Origin of the sequence: Planococcus beijingensis, from assembly GCF_016820615.1 — a bacterium.
Lineage (GTDB): Bacteria > Bacillota > Bacilli > Bacillales_A > Planococcaceae > Planococcus > Planococcus notacanthi.
The window spans coordinates 71,638-92,823 of record NZ_JADHDZ010000009.1 but is presented as its reverse complement, the minus strand read 5'-3'; the positions used below and the strand labels follow the sequence as shown (position 1 = coordinate 92,823).

Here is a 21,186-nt window from a genome sequence, read left to right as displayed (position 1 = left end):
CACTATTCACAACTGATTCTTAGTCCTTGTTTTTCCAATTCACGAATTCTCTCATCCTGACTAGGAATGAATTCCATGATGTTAAGAACCATTTCATACATGTCGCTTTCTTTATTCAGCGAGTAGAAAATCCACTGGCCTTTCCGATTTTCCTTCACCAACCCGACATCCCGGAGTTTCCTTAGATGCTGGCTAATGGCTGACTGGCTGATGCCGAAGATCTCCACAAATTCACATACGCAGCATTCGTTCTGTTCCAACAGTTTCATCATTGAAAGCCTGGTTTTATCCCCTAAGAGCTTTAAGACCATGCTGGCTTTTTCGATTTCAATTTCCTTCGCTTTTACTTCCATCTGTTTTTCACCTCTTCACTTTACTGACAATATGTCATCTCTTTGATTCATTTATTATATTATTTCTAAAACCAATAACAGCATATCAGCATATACTTATATGTTCAAGTGCTTTTTCTTATTTTTTTATAAAATTCGCCGCACAAAGTATATATAAAATAAAAAAAGAAGGACAGATTGCCAGGCAATCCGTCTTCCCATTTATTTTCCTTCTATAATAAGTACTGTGTGTTCAGTTAATACTTCCGGTAACATCATGATATATAAACTTAAAATAATTATTTTCTAATCACTATCTGCTTCCGGCAAATTACTAATTGAGATTTTTCGGTGGACTGGTTTTTCTTAATGAGAGCAATACTTGAGAAGCGATTGCTAACACGGGCAATTCAATAAGCGGACCAATCACTAACGCTAACGCAATCAAGGGTTGATCTGGAAAAGCGATGACCGCAATCGCTAACGAAACGGGCGAATTGCGTGCAATGATGGTAAGACTTAGGCTCACTGTATCTTCGTACGAAAACTTCATGGCTTTCCCTACTGTTTGTGCAAGCACGAAATTAATAACGAAGAAAAGTAACACCGGTATGATTAATACAGAAATGACCTCAAGATTATTGATTAAATAATTTCCTTGTGAAGCAAACATGGCCATAATTGCTAGGGATAAAAAGATGATTTGTGCAGTAGCAAAAAAGGGAACCAACTTCTTATTTAAGAAGACTTCTTTCTTACTCAAGGCATAACGGGTCAAATGGGCAAGAGCGAAAGGAATCACCAGTACCAGTAGAATGCTTTCTCCAATGGTCGATAACGGAATGGATTCAATCGTGCCGGCGAAAATGAACAGGTAAACCGGCAAAAGCACGACCTGCAGAATCAAGTTAATCGGCAAAACGGAAGTGGATAAGGGGACATTTCCTTTGGCAATGGAAGTGAACATCAAGTACCAATCTGTACATGGAGTCACCATCAGCATGATAAAACCAATCCATAGGGCTGGATGATCAGCAAGGAAGATAGCTCCCAGCCCCCACGCTACTAAAGGCGTCCAGACAAAATTGATAATGGTATTGGCACTTAGAAATTTCCTGTTTTTAAAGGCATCTTTTAGGTGCTGCAAGGGAATGGTTAGAAATAATCCATAGAGCATCAGCAGTAAAAATGGAACGATAAAAGACTCTGCGTAAGTTTCAAAAAAAACAAACTGTCCCAGTAAAAGTCCGATACCTACTGCCGATAAAATGATAACAGTTTGAAACTTTTCAAATACGTTCATGATGGCACTCCTTTATGGAAAGAAAAAACTAAATATATGAGCGACTCCCTATTTAGATTAACTAAGTCAAAAATTTTCAGCCAGCACTTTTGCACACAAAAAAGAGAGAAGATAAGCTTCGATGAGCCTATTGGTTCCCATAACATGATAGAGATTCTAATTAAGCAAGTACTTGCTCCAATCCAGTCAAATAATCGAACGGCTGTCGCAATGTGATTGATCTATTCTTCTGCTTCCTAATTGTTCAAATGGGCTCCCAATCAACAGCTTGAATCTTCAACAATGGGCATTTTTATCCGGCACAACATGACAACTGAGAAACATCGTTGTCGAACGTTAGCGCAGCCAGTTTCACACCTTCGGCCATGGTTAGATACGGCGCGAGGGTTTCGCTAAGATTTTCGATGGTCAAACCGAATTTCACAGCAAGTGTCACCGCATAGATGACATCCCCAGCATTTTCCGCTACGATATGCCCGCCCAGCAGCTGGCGTGTTGTCGCATCCGCCACCAACTTGAATACTCCGGTTGTTTCCCGGTTCACTTGCGCTCGCGGAACAGCCTCCAACGGCAGGACGGAAGTGATGACATCATAGCCGTTTTCTTTTGCCTGTTTCTCTGTCAAGCCGACCGTGGCAATCGCCGGAGCTGTAAACGTTACCCCCGGTACAATGGCCAAATCCAGTTTTTCATTCTGCCCGCCGACCGCATTTCCTGCTGCCACTCTTCCTTGATATGCCGCGACATAAACAAATTGAGGACCGAGCGTCACATCACCTGCTGCATAAATCCGTTCATTGGTGGTTTTGGCATAATCATCAATCCGAATTTCTCCAAGGCCCCCTGTTTCAACACCCGCCGCCTGCAGATTCAAGTTTTCCGTATTGGGCGTTCGGCCGGCTGCAATCAGCAATTGATCAGATTCGATGATCCGCTTCTGACCATCCACCTCGACATAAACTTTTTTCACCTCTCCGACCTGTTCAATTCGCTCGTACGTGGCACCGGTCACTAACCGAATGCCTTGTTCGGTCAAAGCTTTCGTTAGGGCTTCCGAGATTTCCGGATCATATTCCTTGAACAAACGCGAACTTCTTTGCATCAGTGTGACTTCTGAACCGAGATGGTGAAATAGCTGGCCCAATTCCACACCAATATAGCCGGAACCGATGACTGTCAGGCGTTTCGGCACTTTCTTTAGCTCCAACAAGGTCGTGCTGGTCAAGTAATCCACTTCTTCCAATCCGGAAATGGCTGGCACAGCCGGAGCCGCCCCCGTCGCAATCAGAAACCGTTTGGCAGATAGCTTCAGGCCGTCCACTTCAATGGTGTGTTCATCTATAAACCTGGCTTCCCCTTTGATCAACTCAAAACCGTAGTCTTCAATCAAATCGACATATTTCTTGTTCCGGAGATCCGTCACCAATTCCTCTTTCTGTTTGACCAGCGGAGCCAAATCCACTTCATTCGCAGAGGTGTGCAGTCCGATAAACGGGTTGTTCCTGGCCAAGTGATTGATTTCTCCCGCCCGTAATAAGGTTTTGGAAGGAACACAGCCAATGTTCACACAGGTACCGCCTACCGTTCCCCGTTCAATCATCGCCACTTTCGCCCCATATTTTACAGCTTCGATGGCGGAAGAAAAGGCAGCGCCCCCGGAACCGATGATGATGTAGTCATACTCGCCTTCTTCATCCGGTTGCATCGCTTTTGGTTTTTGAACTTCTTCTGCTTTTCCCGGCTGATACTTGGCATCAGCAATTGCTTTTTTTGCCTTTTCAACCTCCATGTCTTCCGGCAGTTTAAATACAGCTTCACCTTTTCGGAAATCGGCTTGGATCTCTTTTGCGCCAATCGCTTCAAGCGCGACTGCAATGTGTTCTTCGCATCCTGTGCAGGTCATCCCTTGGACATCCACTCGGTATTTGTTCATGTTCTACTCCTCCTCCATCAAAACATCAATAATCGGGCATTCATGCAACTCTTTTTCATTTGGACACCGCTCTTTCAACTCACTCAGCATCCGTTCCGCCCGCTTTAGATCCTCAATCTGCTTTCGGACTTCCACTTCTTTTCTGGACACAAAATCGAACATATCTTCACAGCGCACATTGTCTTTGTCCACAACACCCAATAATTTATAAATTTCATTCAATGAAAATCCCAACTCCTGCAGCCGCCGGATAAATCCTACCCGTTTGACCGTTTCCTTTGAATAAATACGATACCCCGAATTATTCCTGACAGGTTCTTGCAATAGCTCTTTTCGTTCATAGTACCGGATGGTTTCCTTATTCACTTCACATAGAGTTGCAAGTTCACTGATTCGATAGCTCAATTTTCTTCACCTCAGAAAAAGTATAAACCATGTACTTAGGTACATGGTCAAACATCTACACTTCAATACTTTCTATATATAAAATTTCAAGTTACTAAAACGAGATTTAAAATAGTCGTTTATTAAAAATAAAGCGTTCGTAAAAGTACACTTTTACGAACGCTTTGAAAAGGGCTAAAAAGGGCCGAAAAAAGCGTTCGTAAACGTGTCAAATCACTTTACGAACGTTCGCTAATTTGCATACACTTTTACGAACGCTTTTCAGGTATAATGAGAGGAAAGAATCGCTTACTGAGGTGAATTATGGAACATCGCAAATTTGGTTACATACGTGTCAGCAGCAAAGATCAAAATGAAGGCCGACAAAGGGAAGCCATGCGAAAAATCGGCATCACTGAACGGGACATTTATTTGGACAAACAAAGTGGGAGAAACTTTGAACGGGCGAACTATCAATTACTGAAACGGATTATCCGGAAAGGTGATATTTTGTATATCCACTCGCTTGATCGGTTCGGCCGGAACAAAGAGGAGATCCTCCAGGAATGGAACGACCTGACAAAAAATATTGAAGCGGATATTGTGGTGCTAGATATGCCGTTATTAGATACGACGCAGTACAAAGATAGCATGGGGACCTTTATTGCGGATCTGGTTTTGCAGATCCTATCCTGGATGGCTGAAGAGGAACGGGAACGCATCCGAAAACGGCAGCGTGAAGGAATCGACCTAGCATTGCAAAATGGCATTCAGTTTGGGAGGCCAACCGTTTTTGTTTCAGAGGAATTCAAAGAGGTTTATAGAAAATGGAAAGCTGGAGAATTTACAGCAGTGCAGGCCATGCAAGAATTAGGAATTAAGAAAACAACTTTCTATAAATTGGTGAGGAATTTTGAATCTGAAGTAAAATAATGCTTTCTAAGTAAGTGGCTATTATATATAGAAGAAACTCGAATAAAAAGAGGATTTCAGTAAATTGAAATCCTCTTTTTTGCTTAGGTATAATTCAATTAAGTAGGTATTATTAATGCTTACTGTCTTGATGATTTTTCAAAGTTTTGGCTGCTTCACTCTTTTGTTTTTTAATTGAAGATTTGTTTCCTAGAGTTTTACCTGCTTTGCCAACTTTCCCCCCCGAATGTTTAGGCATATATTTTCCTCCTCTATTTTCTCAACGATATTTCTTTTAAATTATGAACAGATTTTTGTCTCTTAACTTTTATAGTATGCCGGATTTTCTTCAACTATAGGGTTTCCATGATCAATTCCCCCACCTAACCATTCACCAGTTACCACCCATAACTCATAGTAGGTTAGCCAAAGGCTTATCCACGGTATCGTGGTCTTGTAAATCCACATACTGCGCTTCCACTCCTTTGCTTTGGGATAAAAAAGACAAAGGGTGTCTTGGCCATACATATGTGGAATAGGTTGATTTTTATAAGATTTGAATGGCGGACTCAACACCCATACACTGGGAGGTCCTTGCATTTCATATTCAATCTTAATGGTATATTCGGGACTGAGAGGCTGAGGCTGTAATGTGCCTATCCACGTCACTTTCTGTTCTGATAAAGACTCTTGAAACTGGGGAAAGCGATTAACCAATGAATAAGATTGCTCCCCTAAAGAAAGATTTTTTTCTTTAATTTTTTCATTCTTTCTTTTCGGCTTTTGATTAAATTTATCATTCACCATAAAACGTATTCCGTTTTACAGTAGTAATTTCTTCAGCTGCTACAACGGGTGTAAAGCTCATTACACCTGCAGCCGTGATTCCTAACTGACCGGCTTGTCTATATGCTTCATTAACTTTAGCCTGTTTGTTCATTCCTTTGTTTATTGGTTCTTCCCCAAACATTTCTTTCAAAAGAGAAGCTACTTCTATATATCCTTCTTCTTTCGCATCGCTAATTTCTGTCCATTTTTCTCTAAAATCACGAATAAAGAAAAGGAAGGAATCATACAGCTCTGGTTTCTCGTTCCAACGCTCACTTAATACCTCCAATTTATTCTGTGGATTATAAACTGTAATTTTGCCTGATTGAGCAGCATTTAAAATTCCGTCCAGTATACCTTCGATTGCATCATGAACGGAAGATTGGTTGCCATAAAATTCACCCGCTAACGTGGTAAGTACAATACTGATAGGAGCTTTTTTAGGATTTTCTTCAAAATAAATATCACGGTGTCGCTTCATTAATTGAACGGCCCTTTTCAAAGGTGGTTTGATTTGTATCGGTTCTACCCCTGGCATCTTCTCAATTTCCGCACTTTTTTCCATTAGAATTTGATTATTGAAAGAAACATCATAATCCTTAGCCGTCTCTTCAAACCAATTGGCATAGCCCTTTGGATTGCTGTCCTTCCAATCGGCTAACTTTCTGTCCGGAACTTTCACACACCCATTCGAATCTTCCTTGACCGGGCAGGCAGGCAAAATATCCATGTGAAAGTTCCGTTTGTAATTCAATCGAATGCACCTATTTTTCCGTTCGACCATAGGGGCATAAACCTCATGTTCACGAAGCCTTTCTTCAATCAAATCAAGTATTTCAATAGGGTTCTCATATTTTTTCCAATCTAGATTTAATTCACAAACAAAATCTAAATCAAACTCTTGATTGAACATTGGATGCACAGTGGTGCCGATTTTAAGAGAACCTTGAGGGTAGATATCGATATCAATATCTGGGAAACGTTCCTCATCTTCTGATAACCAGTTAGCTACAGCATTATAAGAAGTCTCAGATTGGTCATATTGGCTTTTACTTATTTGTAGAGCTTCACCAATACTTTGAAGCAATTCATCTAACTGATGGTCCTTTGAATATGTCTTCAGCATAAAATACCCCCTTTAATATTCTTAGCAAATTTTTTCTCTGAAAGCCAAACCCTTTAGATTCCGCTTTTTGAATCATTATTTTTAGTCTATTGTCAAAGCTTTGATAAATATTCTTTCATGGTTGTTTTGGTCATAGATAACCCATGGCATTTCTGCTTTAGGCATTCTAGCTCTGCCCATTTCTACTGCACAAGAAACTGCCATTGCCGGAAAAATGCTTAAGGAAGTAGAAAACCCGTGTTTTTCTTTTATATCCCTCATTAGTTGTCTAACTACCGTCCGCATCATAACCAACTGTGCTTTTGATCGAATGATATCGTTACCTACCAAGCCATCTTTCACAGTTAATTCCCAGATGGATACCTCTTTCCCTAAGATACTGTGAATCCTGTCATGTGAAACTTTGTCGCTTAATGAAATGACAAGTACAGGAGGATGATTACAAGTAACTGGTTTCTTAATTAAAAATTCGAAGCCTTCCGGAAAATCCTGCCACATCCAAGTCTTTGGTTCTCTAATGGGTTGATAGACATCAACATCAACTTTATCAGTAAATAATGTTCCTAACTGAATTAGCAAAGGCATCGGCGCTAAAGAAAATAATGAAAAATGAGCTCCATTTTTATTTCGTATCCTTTTTTCAACCTCGCTTTTAAACTCGGATTTCAGGTTTACAGATTCGGCCGTCCAAAATTCTGGCGAATGATCTTGTTGAGCCCAAGCCATGGAAATAGCAACTGGATTTTCTTCGGCAGGATATCGATTCGGGAATATAGCTTCAATTGCTTCCTCTTTATTTAATGGAGAAAATTGTGCTCCTATGTTGCTTCCATAAAAAACAATATGAGACTTTTTATCGGAGGCTATTCCCGTTACAATAGCAATTCGCTTCTCTTGTTCGCGTTTCCACTGTTGAAGCAAAGATCCAGAATACTTTTCTCCATCTTTATCAGCATCAATCAGTTTATGGCAACCGGGACACATTAAAGTTAAGTTCTCAATGCTATTTAAAGATGAGAGTCGTGTTTTAAAAGGTCCCCAACCTCGTGGTCCAGACTTTGAAAACGAATAAATATGGGCTTTTTCTGAAATGTTTACTGATTCTTGGGTTACTGGTGATTTATAGAGTAATCGATTGCACCCTGGAAATTGGCAGCGGCCCGCGGCTCTTGCCCAAAGCTCTCTTTCTACTTTTGGATCAATACGGCGAGTAAGTTTAATTTCTGTCGTGATACAAATTCCTCCTTTATGGATTATTTTTTATAATCTATTTCTATTGTGTAAACATATGGTATCACGAAAACCGAACTTAATCAACATGTAGTACGAACATATTTTCTATAACACATCATATTGTGTTCCTTACTATTCCCTTCAATGATAGAAGTCAAATCACTGTCTTCTTTTAAGCTAAAATGTAGAGAAGATTTTTGGACCCTTGAATTTACCACTGTTTTTCTTAACTACCATCCCCATAGATTTAAGATATATAGTTTGTGAAATAAGTTTTGATAAAATAGAAATAAAAAAAGAAGATGACTTTTGTCATCTTCTTGCATCTATCAATAACCATCGTTTTTGATAGGATACATTTCCTGAACTATACTCCTATTTGTCTTTCGCCTTTGCCCATTCCGAAAAATTTTTTATTGTTGTTCCGACTATTATATTAGAAACAGCTTCATTAAAATCTTTTGGCATAAGTGGGATTACTGTATTATTGAAATATTGATAAAAAAGAATATCAAAATTTATTAATTTCTGTTTCATTTCTTCTATATTGACTTCTTTTCTACTTAAAACTCTTAGCTCATAATCCCCTTCTTTTCTAAGTAAACTGTCATCATTTATACCTAATCCTTCTACATGAATTGACCCAGCATGTTTGACACGATTATAAAGGGTTCGAATTTCAGAAATTAAAGGATCATTTAAAAAATCCTTTACTGCTTTAAAAAGAGGTGAACTCTTATCTAAGCGTTTCTCTAGTTTATGGAATCTAAATTCTTTGATTTCTTTTTGGTAGTATTCAGTTTGAAGAACATCAAAGCTTTTATTTCCATGATATAAATACAGTGCTTGCCAAGAAAGATCTATACAGTAATTATAATTGGCCATTGCATCAAATAAAAACTTCGCCTTTATAAATACTGTAGTAAGTTGCGATTCTTCAATAGACATTTCAGTATAATTTTGCTTTTCTAAGAATATTAGCGAAGTTCTAGCGTTAGAAACTTGATAATAAACATCTTGAATTTTATGTCCAGTTAAAATTAAATTGGCATTGTCTTCTGCATATTTACCATAATGTAGATAACTATCTCCAAAATTAAGCCAAGAAGAAGTACTGTATTTATTATATAAGTCTCTAACTTCCATATTTGTCCTCCCTGTTACAAATAATTAATTTACATCTAATGTTGCTACTTTTATTCATCTCTTAGTTATTACCTATTTATTTTATCGTTCTATATAAGCATCAATCGGATAAAAATACTCTTTTTCTATTAGAATTTCAAGAAGCGAGAGTGCTTCTTCTGTGTTAATTAAGTTCTCAACAGATAATAGACCTACAAAATTATTTGTCTTTATTTCTGAAGAAATAGCAGCTGTAGCTTTTCTCAAAAACAAATCATCTACTATTAAACTATGGTTCTCCCTTTTACTCAACTCAATAGCTGAAATATCTTCAGCAAACACTATATCTGATAGGACATCATATACCTCCGCTGCCGCACTTTCCACTTCAACTTTTTCTACTTTTGAAATAAAATTTAATATTTTTATCCAAAACCTTCTTTGTTCTAATATTTCTTCAGTGCTATTCATATGACGAGAAATTTGATTTTCTTCTGTTAAGTTTAATCTTCCAACTTTGTTCTCTTCATAACTACTTAACTCTTTAATAACACCCTTAACTCTATTTTCTATATTTTTCACAACTATTAATTTATCAACAATAGGCTCCAGGTTCGATAAATAATCTAAATGGGTTAATAAAATGATGGAACTAAGAGATAAAATGTATTTTTGACTTTTGTGTGATGCTGGAGCTCCAGCGTAATAAGGTTGAGAAGGTGTATTAAATATACCTATGAGCACTTCAGCAAATTGAGTTAAATTCTTTCCTGATAGATATGAAATGGGAATACCTAAATCACTCCCTGAGAAGTTATATGCTGAAAATCGATTTTCATGTTGTTCTTTCTGCTCTTTTAAATTCTCTTGCAATTGCTCCCCTAACTCTTTTGAAGAAGTAAAGGATAAAACCTTCATAAATTTGGGATCAGAATATTTATTGTTAATTTCATCTATACAGTAACGAAATATGTATGCCCCTAAACTAATTACTTCCACTATCTCGTATTTTTCTTTATCTATTTCAATTTCCTGCCCCACCTGACCTAATGAAGAGAGAACTAAACTTATTTGCTCATTCTGCCCATAATTTTCACAATCAAAAATTATTTCTCCTGGTTCTCCAAAAATCGAATCATCCACATGTATAGCAATCTTGCGTTCTTTCTTTTTGTTTTTTAGTGTAGTCACTGTATCCACTTTTGTTCTATCTAGATTAACTTCTGTTTCTTTATATATGAGACGAGAGAAATGGAGACTTACATGGTTTTTTAAAATATTGCTATTGATATTATTTCTTAATAAGTACAATGCCTGTACAGCTATTCTTTCTGCTTCTTCAAAAGAATTTTGATAAGCTCTAAGTCTAGAGATTAATTGAAGATCTTGTGGTATGCCTAATCTCATTAAACAAGAAACTTCATTATTAAATTGTTCAATATTATCCATTTCAATGTTTGCCACTATTTTATATCTGGAATAGAACTCATCTATTCCAAAAAGACTTTGATATTCGTCTAAATTCGAAATGAAATCGACATTAAAATCTCTTAATTCATAGTTGATTCTAAGGTTGTATTGAAGTAAACTTCTAAATTTACATCCACTTTTTAGAAACTCCCTTACTTTCTTTCTAATTTCCATAAGATCTTCTCGCGCTGTATAATGATCCACTGTTTTTAGATAAAGTATTAGTAAATTTTCATTGGTTGTAACTCGATGCTCCAAAAGATTTCTACTACTATCTTTGAAACCAAAACTCAAGAAAAGCTCACTTATTCTTTCAAGTATATGGTCATTAACATTAGTCATATTATTCAATATATTATTATGAATTTCATCAATAAACATTGTAGAATCGAATTCTAAGCCGACTCTGAGAAGCAGGGGATACAATGGAATTTCATTTGGATATTTTTTAATTAAATTCATAAAATTTATTTCATTTTTTTCAAACCCTTCTAATTTCACAACAGCAATTAAATATAACAATTTTATAGTAGGATTTGTTTTTAATACGTCATCCTTAATATTCTCGTATACTGCTATTACTTTATTCCATTCTTTTTCAGCAGAATAAATTAAGAATAAATTTACAATGTTCGGTAGGGTTTCATTCCAGTATTCTATAAGTTTTTCCTTAGCTTCAGTATTTCTTCCACTCTTTGAGAGTATATCTGCTTTAATACTTTCTACTAATACATCTCCATTCATTGAATTTGGAATATTCTTCATCTCGTCTGCTGCTTGTTTTATGTCTATTATTAAAACAAGATTCAAATAAAGAAACCAGTATGCTTTCTGATTTTCAAATGGTAAATACTTAACTATATAAAACAACTCTCTGAATTGGTTTATCACATCTATATATATTTCGCCAGAGTCTTCCATAAATCTCATTGTTTCACTATATTTATAGAATAGGTCATAGCCTTGTGCCAACACTTTATTGTATCTATAAAGAACAGATTGGCTTAATTTACTTGCAGAACTAAAAAACTCTTCAGCTTTTAAGAACTCTGCTTCTGAAAGTAAAATTAATCCTACATATGAATGCGCTTCAGGAAAATCCTTAAATTCATTTTTTATTTTATTTTCTTCTAGGAGAAGTGCTAATATTTTTTCATAATCTTGATTGCAAATATCAAAGTATAGCCTTTTTAATAATATGCGTTCAGAAGAATAGCCTTTGGAATAAAGATCATTTAATGCAGTCTCGAGTAATTCTGAATCATGTTTATAGCATGCAATTGAAGAATCTATTTCAGATATATATTTTGAGTCGCTATCTATTCTTCTTATTGAATTTTTTATTTCTTCTAAATTAGTATAGTCTCCAATCAGTATATTGGCTCTTGCTCTCTGGTAATATATGACCTCCCTCTGTTTCTTGCTAAGAGAGTTTTGAGATTCTAAAGAATTATTTATTATAGACATTGCTTCATCTAATTTATAATTATCTAGCGCTTTTTGAATTAATGTTATTTTTTCTTCAGCAAAAATATTGTCTTCTTTCATTCCTTCAATTTTATTCTCTACACTTTGTATAATTTTTGTGGTAGAGGAATCTACTATTTCGCCTATTATAGACAGTTTGGCCGATTCTTTTAATGATAGTGAGTCTTCTCTGAGATCAATAAGGACATCTATTAAATCAGAAAAATATTCCTGAAAAATCTGTTTATTATAAATCAAAGATCTTTCATGTCGTTGGTAATACTCATTAACTTTAGATACAGATTTATTGGAAATAGCCATTTTAAACTCTTCCAGAGAATTATCAGCTGAGTTATACCCATTAAAAATTCTTTTATAAATTTCATCACTTAGTTCCGGAGTTTCCAAAACTTTTTGAAAAGCCAAAGTATCTAATTCTGTGTTATCAAAATTTCGATTAAAACTTTTAAGTACTTCCATTATTTTTAAGTTTATTTTTTGGTTATCTCGATCAGTTTTATTTTCCCAAGCTAAATTTGATATCATATTAACCCCAAAACTAACAATTGCTCCCGCTAAAAACCCTGACATTCTATTCAACTCCTTACTAACTCTATTTTGTTACAGTGATCTCTTAATGATTATTGTATATTAATTTTAAAACAGAATTTCCAATTGTAGGTATAAGGTAGCGGAATCTTTCAAAAATAACCTATTTCAATTCTTTTACAGTTTGATGAAATAGATACTTCCAATACTCTATTACTTTATACAAAATTGAATATATCAGTTAAAAATTATCTATATTCATTAGCTGCGTTAGAATTTCCAGAAAATTATTCATTAGATTTTAGTTGAACCTAATAAACAACTTATTAAAACCTAAAAATTAATCTAGATAAATTTTATTCTTGTATAAAGTATTAGTAAAAATCTTTATCGCTTGTTCAACTGCTAATTTCTTGTTTTAATCTGCAAAATATATCTAGTTCCCATATGCCTTATAAAAATAAATTACAACTATCTTTTTCCTCTCCTTTTAAAATAAAAAAGCTCCTTGAAGACATTCCTCCCCGAAGGGGAAAATGCTCTAAAGAGCTTAAACGTTAAAACCTGCGGACACTAAGGGGCCGCTAATACTCTTTGAGTATAGCAAAGCTAATATAGTTGCAATACCTCTTAAAACCAACTTAGACTCTCTCGCCTGCTAACCTCTTAAACGCATCCGTTAATGTAGATTCTAATTTCTCTCCTGTCACAGGATTGATAGAAATAAATCGATTCACGAAATCAGGATATCTTTCAGCATTATTGCTGACAATAATAGTGCCTTCCATACAATCAAAAATTTGAATTTCACAATAGATCTTATTTCCATCTTTAATAAGGACGGCCATATGGAAGTCACCTCCTTGTTTCAGACGTTTATATAAGTCTAGGGAAATACCTTCATTGATGGAACCAATTTTATTTATCTTAGCGTCTGTAAAATTTTTAGCGATCAGTATCTTTCTAATTATTTCTCCATTAGGATCGTTGAAGTAATTTTCTCCAATCCAATAATGAGATAACTCGTATGCAATTTTTAAAATTGCTCTCTTGTATTCAATAAGATCCGCGGAAGCCTCTATAATCATTTCTGGTGCTGGTTCCCTGGTTTCAACGGCTCTTCTTAAAATTTCTGCTGATTCCATTACTGGAAATCCATTTCTCTTTAAAGTTTTATTTACCATGCCGGGTAATCTTGCTTTATCTTTCAAATCTACTCGATAGTGTAAATTGCCTGAACCATCCGCAAGAACATTGAATTGTTTTTCGGGTTGCATATATACACCCTTTGAATTACCAACAGAGTCAAATTCAAGCCGCATCTCTTGTTCCATATCTCCTTTAAGGTATCCCTTTTTGAAGATATTAGGAATTTCACCAGATTTTCCGGGAATTCTGTAAATCATTCTTTTTATTTTAACTAAAAAGTGATTTACAAGATGCGTATCTACATCATGTCCTAAACGACTGTTGCATATTATGCAGACATTGTATTGAGTTAACGTACCTCCAATAGAATCTGGAAAAACGTGTTCTTCATTAAATTCTTCTTGTTCTTTAATCTCTTTACAAATGATGCATCTCATTGCTATTCTCCCTCAGTGCATAGTTTTTTAGTCCCTCTCATTTTAAAACAAATAGGACTCAAAGAAAGTGTAACCCTGAAAACCATCTTGGAACTTTCTATGTAACAATGTAAATAAAAAATTTAAGTTTCTCGATTTAGTTTATAACAGAAAATAAACTCGATATTTAAAATCGACGCTCGAACTTAGGTTACTTTGCCTTTGGTTTAGGCATAACTCCTTTTATATTCGACTAGGTTTCCTAATATTATTAAAGTACTTAAAAAGGCTAAGCACGCTGGAAACAGCAATACAGAGCTGTAATTGTTATCAGAGAAAAAGACGAAAGTACCAACAGATAATATTAATACAGCTATACTCACTCCAATGGACTTTTGCCAATTTGTATTTTCGCTATAAAGTTTATACGTATAGGTATTCTTGTTAATGATTTTTTTAATCTTTTTCTCTTTCCAATCATCTATCAATAGGTATTCATTCTTTTTATTATTTAATAGTAACAGGTTATTTTTGGTCAGCCTTTCAACACTCCATTCTTCGTCATTTATAAGTATCATGTACTCTGATTTTAAATTTAAAACCTTCTCTATTCCTGTAACCATTAGATTCATACATATATTTAATAGAAATATCATTGCTAAGAACATAATTAGAAAAACCATTTCACTTACGTTTGCTTGTTGGACCAATAAATCTTTTTGAAATATGACTGCATAGAGAGTAGTTAGAAAAACACTAGGAATTATTGTAATAACCATTTTTGAAGCAAATCCTTTTAACTTTTGATAATCCGTCATTAACTTTTTCTCTAATTCAGTAACAAACCAAAAATCTATAGCTGCTTTCAATATGTAAACTAAGAAAGTACCGGCTCCTATTAAAGGACCATAAGTGTTCACCACTTCAATAATTTGATTCACCCTTCTACCTCCTCTTTCTCAAATAAAAAAGAATATTTTAAGTAAATTAAAAGTTAAACTTAATATTATAATTGTAATATTTTTCTATTTCTTATACTAGTTAAAACAATTCTTTATTATTACAACAATTGGTTATTCTGGTATCCTTAAGTAGATATCGGGCTTAATTTCAGAGAATAAATCGTAATACTTTAAAAAGAAAAGTTAGGAAACGATAACTTTCATTTATAGAGGAGGAAATTCTATGCCTAAAAATGTAATTCAATATGATTTATTAATCTCTTGTCCCTCTGACGTGAAAGAGGAGCTAGCTATAATTTATGAAACTGTTGAAGATTTCAATCGTATGTTCGGCTCAGCAAATAATATTCAAGTTATTACAAAACATTGGTCAAAAGATTCTTATCCTCAATCAGGTGGATCCCCCCAGAGTTTATTAAATTCTCAGTTCATATTTGATTGTGATGCTGCTTTAGCTGTTTTCTGGACAAGATTTGGCACTCCGACTGAAGATTATGGATCTGGAACGGAAGAAGAAATCGAAGAGTTGATAAAAAGTGGCAAACAGGTCTTTCTCTATTTTAGTGATAGGCCAACCAATCCTTCTTCTCTTGATTCCGAACAATATAATAAAGTAACTGAGTTTAGAAAGAAATACTCTAGTCAAGGTATATATCATCCCTATTCTGACTTAGCTGTTTTTAAAAAAGATCTTTTAAATCATCTCACGCTTTACTTTTTAAAATTGATTACTAATGAGAATGCTGAAAAAGATGAAATCAATAGAAGCAAGCTCTCGGTAAAAGGGACTTTGAATGGGAAAATCACTGAAGAGGGAATTATTGCTACAGAAAAAGATTATTTAAATGTACCATTAATAACCAATTTGACAAATGATATTTCTAAAATTTTCGATAAAGCGAAAAATTATCCGCTCGTCATTAAACCTGAGGAAAAAAGTACACCTAACACTTCATTAAATAAGACAAATATTAACTCCAGCATTGGAAATTGGGCCTCATTACTAGCTGCTCAACCGGCAAAAATTGAAAACCTGATGATGGCAAAGATTCGGGAATATGCAAAAAGACAGAACATCGAAATAAGAGAAGATTTTTTCTACCTTGGTGACCTCGGTAACCAAAAGAATCTTGCTAACCTTCCAGGTATGGGACATTCTTATAGTTTAGTTGGAACAGAAGAAGAAAAAGAAAAATATGACATGATAGAAAATTTATATTTTAAAATCGTAGAACTTCAAGAGTGGTCCGATTTTTTTGACACATTGAGTTCTCTCTTATATGTGGAGTTAGCCTTAACTAACTTTGGTTCAAGTTTCGATGAAGATATTGATATTAGCCTGTACATTCCAAAAGGAAATCTACAAAACACTGATGAAATACCTATTCCTGGAAATGAAATCATCGAGCTTATAACTGAACACATCGATAGTTTCTTTAAGCCCAAAAAGTCTATAGCAGTTAAAGAATATGAAAATTATCCATCTTCGACTTCCCCCTTTACTCCGTCATTTCCTGGTTTTCAAATGTCTCATTCACAAGAAGTAGACAGAAACCGTCAGGAGTATGAGGAAGCCATAAAAGAGCTATTTTGTTATGAGTATTTTTCAGAGGAAAAATTTGAAGTAGTACGGTTTACACAACCATACTTAAAACAAAATTCCAACGTTTTCTTTCCTTCCATTCTTCTTTTAAAGTCTAAGCCTGATTACGTTTACTACGAAATTTCTTCTAAATTTTCGCCTGAAGTAATAAAAGGCGAATTAGTTGTATCAATGGACAGTGAAAACCAATAAGAGTTTTTATGGATGCGATTTTTAAGTTATATTTTAGAAAAGAGTGGCTCTGGCTGCTCTTATTTGTTTTTGCTTCCCCTTTATTAAAAGATTGGAGTAAAAGCGATTTTAATAGCGAAAATTTCTAAGAAATAATTGAGAACAAACGAAGTATTTTTCTCGGAAATGAAAATAGTATCGACAATCCTCTATTAACTTAACTAATTAATAATGACTACGTAAGTGCTTCATTAAAACAGAGAACTACATCACAATGTCACTATATAAAAAGCTTCTCAATCCGTTAAAGAAGGACCGAAAAGCTTGTAATATTTTTCTTAACAATTTTATGATTCACATGCATGTACATTTTTATCGCAATCCATTTTCGATTGATAGAAAGCATGGCCTTGCGGATCACCTGCGGGGTAAACTCTGTGCAATTAGCAAATACCTCTGAAGAGGTGGAAGTGCTAGTAGCGATTGTGGCAGCGGCTTGTGATGCTTTTTCTTCTTTAAATCTTAATTTATAACATAAGATAGCTATATACTATAAATCCACATAACTTCCTTACATATTTTTTGAGTTCTCAAGTTTATTAAATGTAACTGTCACCTCCGTTTTAAATTCCTCAAATTCTTCAAAACTATATTTTTCATTATGCTCTATAAAGAAAGTTTTCTCTCCTACGCTTATAGAACTTATAAATGCATTATCTATAGAAAAGTTTAATAAAGAGCTAATATTTCGAAATTCCAAATATTTTTCAACACTAAATCCCCAATTCTTTCTAATTGACGGAGTACTTGTAAAAAAAGATTCGGTTGCGAAATTAGAAAGTATAATTCTTGTTACCTTGTCCGACATCATAGCTATTGCAACTGCTTGAATTTCTATAGTTCTTAATAAATGAATTTGCGAAATTATTTCTTCGGTTTTACTTTTGTCAATATAAGCATTTTTTGTTAAGTCTAACACTGCAGGTAATCTTTTTTCTAAATTTATAAAGTGATTATAGACAGACTTATAAAGATCCGTTTGTTTATAGTCTTCTATATTTTTAAATCCTACGTATTTTTCAACAAATTTACTCGTAAAAGCATCTGACATAAATACTTGTGTTCGAGAATATATTTCTGGGTCCATCAATAATATAGGAAAAGGATCTATACATAATCTGAATACTACAACTGCACCGACGCATTTTTTTAAGCAAAATTCAAACTCTTCAATGATAGGAGTTTGGTCTCTCTCTTGATTCAAAAAATGTTTTCTTGAAACATAAAAGGTATCAAACCCTTGTTTATGAACATGTTTATTAAGAAGTTTCTTAGTTTTTTTTATGCCATCAAAATAGATGGGCATTTTTTCTTTCACATCTAAAAAAATCGCTTTTTGTTCCTCTAGTGATTTAACCATAGAATTATACATTGGAAATATACTTTTCTCTTTCCATTTCAAGAGTTCTTTTTCTCGTTCTTGTTCTTGAAGATTCGCTAAATACACCAACGTAAGAGTGGTTTCAAGCGATTGTCTTAATGAATAGTAAGCACAATCTAAATAACCTTGTTCAAACAAAGAAATGGCATTTGTAATTAATTGCGCAGATTCTCTAATAAAAGTAATAGCTATTTGAAAAATATCCAACCTACTTACAAAACTATTTTCAAGTTGAAATAAATCAGTATAATAGTCTTTTTTATTTGGAATTTCTAAAGGTATTAAGTTTCTATTTTCTTTATATTCTATACCGTTAAATTCCATTTTCTTTTCTCCTTTCAATGAAATTACTAACACGGTTTCAATTGTTTAAATACATTTCGACAAATCATATAATTTTACCTTGTTAATAAATATGTCTCTTTAAACTCAAATTTTAGTGAAAGGTATTCTTTAAAACCTCATTTAAATGTTTTAGAAGATATATTTAAATCTTGGTTCTTAAGAGACACCAAATTAGAAACGACTAAGCAAGATAATCAAATTTTTTTGAGGAATTGGATAAGGATGTATTATTAAGACTACAAGCAAATGAACTTAAAGTTGAAGAACATGAAGCCGGTTTAATCCACGAGCTCATGTCCTTTAACTTTTTTATGATTAGCATATTATTAAACTCTTCATTTAATAAGACACGATCAACATTCATTTATTTTACTCATATAAAAACCTAATTTACTTATGATACGGTTCTATGTATCACAACTTAAATAAGTCTTGCTAATCTTGTATATTTTATAACCAATGATAAATTTCAGAAAAAGCGCTAGCCGTTTATCTTTTGTCCTATTAGCATCGCGGTTGAAGCAATGGTGTGATGGTAAAAGGGGGTTGGGTTATTCATCAAACAGTTTCTATTGTTCCGATCGTGAAACTAATTGCTGTCTAGTTCTGTCTTACTTAATAGTAATTTCCAATGCAGACGAAGGTAGTACTATGTGGTTCATATTAGGACTTATCGCAATAGCGGCAACCTTCCTCAATCTGTTTAAGTATGCAACAGGCAAAGATTATAAGCTAGCGATGGCAATGGGGTTATCCTTTACTGCATTAACAGTCGCCGCAGATTACAGTATGGTGGCTGATTGGGTAAAGGCGGAAGACTGGCCTGCTTTACTGGATGTAGTGCCTACGATGGCAGCGGCCTTATGGGTTTTGACGATACTATCGATTTTATTAAATACAGCTCCCCTACTGCTAGAACTAAAAAGCAAAACGAATGATTGATTGTCGCCTCATTTATACAATGTTCACTAAATACTTCGGGCTCTGCAGTTCCTCTATTTTTATACCCAAGTGGTCTGTTTATAGAAAGAAATCAAAGCCAGGGCTGTAGATAGGATGGTTTACTGAAATGCTGGTTTAACTAACTAGGTAATTTAGAAAGATCAATCTTCAACAAACGGTCCAACTTGTTTAAGAACTAATGGTAAAAAATTATAAAAGTCACGAAGAACGGGGAATCTTATGACAAAGGCAACAGGGCTGCTCGTCATTTTGGGAATCATGAACATCACTCTTGTCATCATGCACTTTACAGATTACGTTCTACTTTTTTTAAAACCAACAGGATATGTCATCCCATTGGTTTTTAATATTGCAATGATCATTGTCCTCGTCTTTAAATCAAAACTTTCTAACGTATGGATAATGGCCATCCTTTTCATTGGACTACCTATAGTATTGGTACATGGTTTTTTCATTTTATTAATGGATAACGATTAGACGAAAATTGTTAATCCCGATAGCCAGCAATCCAACGACCGTTCGTTTTTTTACTTGGGAAGGGATCAAGGATGTGGATTTAAATTCGTCGCCATCAGTTGAAATGAAAGACAACAGATAACTATATTACAGTCGGGAGCGATTGGTTAAGAAAAAGTAGCTTTTGCTACTCTTTTTTTGTACTTTTTCTGCTTTATAAATGACACCTAATCACTTACCGGCCACCGAATTGAAAAACCCTATTGAATAGGGTACAATAAACATAGAAGAAGTCACGAAACGATGAGGTTATTATGAAAAGAACATTTGTTTATGTAAAGAATTTTGATCAACAATGGAAACAATACGGACTGGGTGCTGCAGAACAGCGTGAACTGGAACTTCAATTGCTGATGGATCCGGGCCAGGGAGCTGTCATCACCGGTACAGGCGGTCTAAGGAAAATGCGTTTTTCTCCCGAAAGTGAGAACCAAGGAAAAAGTGGCTCTTACCGGATCATTTACTTGGATATTCAGACGGCTTCCCACACGGTTCTGCTTCTAATTTACGCAAAAAACCAACAAGCAACGTTGAAATCAGATCAAAAGAAGATACTAAAGCAATTGGTAGATCAGCTGAAAAACTCATATGCTTCCGAAAGGATGGATGGAAAATGAATGAAAATCAATTTTTTGACGACTTGAAATCGAGTTTAGAGCAAGCCATTGACTATGCGGAAGGCAACCAATCGAAAGCCAGAACCAAAACCGTAGCGATCAAGGAATTGGTCACTTTTTCTGCAGAAGACATCAAAAGTCTGCGGTTGCAGATGAATTTAACACAAAAGTCATTTGCAGCTCTTATAGGGGTGTCGGTCAAAACAATCGAATCGTGGGAACATGGTACCAACCAACCGAGCGGTGCAGCCCGCCGACTCTTAGAAATTTTAAGTAATCAACCGCACGTAGCAGAAGAACAAAAAATCGTCTCTGTCTAACTCCATAACTAGTTACTCATT

At 34.8% G+C, this 21,186-nt stretch carries 18 protein-coding genes; 5 read left to right on the top strand and 13 right to left on the bottom strand.

Going from position 1 to position 21,186, the window contains the following annotated elements; translation table 11 throughout:
- Window positions 1-2: 2 nt before the first annotated feature.
- The 4 genes from IRE19_RS17090 to merR form a co-directional block, all read right to left on the bottom strand.
- Window positions 3-353: an ArsR/SmtB family transcription factor gene (locus tag IRE19_RS17090; protein WP_101803159.1), complete on the bottom strand. Its 351-nt coding sequence runs from the start codon at window positions 351-353 to the stop codon at window positions 3-5.
- A 313-nt stretch (window positions 354-666) separates the two neighbouring features.
- A complete protein-coding gene (locus IRE19_RS17085) occupies window positions 667-1,635 on the bottom strand; it encodes an arsenic resistance protein (RefSeq protein ID WP_149457017.1) in 969 nt (322 codons plus the stop codon).
- 292 nt (window positions 1,636-1,927) lie between these two features.
- Entirely contained in the window at window positions 1,928-3,568 is a 1,641-nt protein-coding gene (gene merA / locus IRE19_RS17080; RefSeq protein ID WP_203341324.1) for a mercury(II) reductase, read from the bottom strand.
- Between the two features lie 3 nt (window positions 3,569-3,571).
- Complete coding sequence (merR, locus tag IRE19_RS17075) at window positions 3,572-3,973, bottom strand: mercury resistance transcriptional regulator MerR (protein WP_101803156.1); 402 nt, start codon at window positions 3,971-3,973, stop codon at window positions 3,572-3,574.
- Between the two features lie 303 nt (window positions 3,974-4,276).
- Between merR and IRE19_RS17070 the strand changes: the two genes are divergently transcribed.
- Window positions 4,277-4,885, top strand: coding sequence for a recombinase family protein (locus tag IRE19_RS17070; RefSeq protein ID WP_203341323.1), 609 nt, complete (start codon window positions 4,277-4,279; stop codon window positions 4,883-4,885).
- 112 nt (window positions 4,886-4,997) lie between these two features.
- Here IRE19_RS17070 and IRE19_RS18510 read toward each other — a convergent pair whose 3' ends face one another.
- The 8 genes from IRE19_RS18510 to IRE19_RS17035 all read right to left on the bottom strand — a co-directional run bounded on the left by IRE19_RS18510 (window position 4,998) and on the right by IRE19_RS17035 (window position 15,168).
- Complete coding sequence (locus tag IRE19_RS18510; protein ID WP_255548324.1) at window positions 4,998-5,123, bottom strand: hypothetical protein; 126 nt, start codon at window positions 5,121-5,123, stop codon at window positions 4,998-5,000.
- A 62-nt stretch (window positions 5,124-5,185) separates the two neighbouring features.
- Complete coding sequence (locus tag IRE19_RS17065; RefSeq protein WP_203341322.1) at window positions 5,186-5,671, bottom strand: type II CBASS E2 protein; 486 nt, start codon at window positions 5,669-5,671, stop codon at window positions 5,186-5,188.
- Window positions 5,661-6,818 carry a nucleotidyltransferase domain-containing protein gene (locus IRE19_RS17060; RefSeq protein WP_203341321.1) on the bottom strand — a complete coding sequence of 386 codons (1,158 nt, stop codon included), beginning with the start codon at window positions 6,816-6,818 and terminating at the stop codon, window positions 5,661-5,663. Before IRE19_RS17060 ends, IRE19_RS17065 begins: the two co-directional genes overlap by 11 nt.
- Before the next feature lie 81 nt (window positions 6,819-6,899).
- Window positions 6,900-7,910, bottom strand: coding sequence for an SAVED domain-containing protein (locus IRE19_RS17055; protein ID WP_349291300.1), 1,011 nt, complete (start codon window positions 7,908-7,910; stop codon window positions 6,900-6,902).
- Between the two features lie 516 nt (window positions 7,911-8,426).
- Window positions 8,427-9,197, bottom strand: a complete 771-nt coding sequence (locus tag IRE19_RS17050; RefSeq protein ID WP_203341319.1) for a hypothetical protein — start codon at window positions 9,195-9,197, stop codon at window positions 8,427-8,429.
- Window positions 9,198-9,278: 81 nt separating this feature from the next.
- Window positions 9,279-12,704, bottom strand: coding sequence for a PIN domain-containing protein (locus IRE19_RS17045; RefSeq protein ID WP_203341318.1), 3,426 nt, complete (start codon window positions 12,702-12,704; stop codon window positions 9,279-9,281).
- A 599-nt stretch (window positions 12,705-13,303) separates the two neighbouring features.
- The gene (locus IRE19_RS17040) at window positions 13,304-14,248 is read right to left on the bottom strand and encodes an HNH endonuclease (protein ID WP_203341317.1); all 945 of its coding nucleotides are present in this window, start codon (window positions 14,246-14,248) and stop codon (window positions 13,304-13,306) included.
- Between the two features lie 206 nt (window positions 14,249-14,454).
- Window positions 14,455-15,168, bottom strand: a complete 714-nt coding sequence (locus tag IRE19_RS17035) for a hypothetical protein (RefSeq protein WP_203341316.1) — start codon at window positions 15,166-15,168, stop codon at window positions 14,455-14,457.
- Between the two features lie 244 nt (window positions 15,169-15,412).
- Here IRE19_RS17035 and IRE19_RS17030 point away from each other — a divergent pair, with 244 nt between their 5' ends.
- A complete protein-coding gene (locus IRE19_RS17030) occupies window positions 15,413-16,984 on the top strand; it encodes a DUF4062 domain-containing protein (RefSeq protein WP_203341315.1) in 1,572 nt (523 codons plus the stop codon).
- A 550-nt stretch (window positions 16,985-17,534) separates the two neighbouring features.
- Here the strand turns inward: IRE19_RS17030 and IRE19_RS17025 are convergent.
- Entirely contained in the window at window positions 17,535-18,728 is a 1,194-nt protein-coding gene (locus IRE19_RS17025; RefSeq protein WP_203341314.1) for a hypothetical protein, read from the bottom strand.
- A 672-nt stretch (window positions 18,729-19,400) separates the two neighbouring features.
- Between IRE19_RS17025 and IRE19_RS17020 the strand changes: the two genes are divergently transcribed.
- From IRE19_RS17020 to nadS, 3 genes are all read left to right on the top strand, one after another.
- Entirely contained in the window at window positions 19,401-19,691 is a 291-nt protein-coding gene (locus IRE19_RS17020) for a hypothetical protein (protein WP_203341313.1), read from the top strand.
- A 791-nt stretch (window positions 19,692-20,482) separates the two neighbouring features.
- Complete coding sequence (locus IRE19_RS17015; protein ID WP_203341312.1) at window positions 20,483-20,845, top strand: type II toxin-antitoxin system RelE/ParE family toxin; 363 nt, start codon at window positions 20,483-20,485, stop codon at window positions 20,843-20,845.
- Window positions 20,842-21,165, top strand: a complete 324-nt coding sequence (gene nadS, locus IRE19_RS17010; protein WP_203341311.1) for a NadS family protein — start codon at window positions 20,842-20,844, stop codon at window positions 21,163-21,165. Before IRE19_RS17015 ends, nadS begins: the two co-directional genes overlap by 4 nt.
- The last annotated feature ends 21 nt before the right edge of the window (window positions 21,166-21,186 follow it).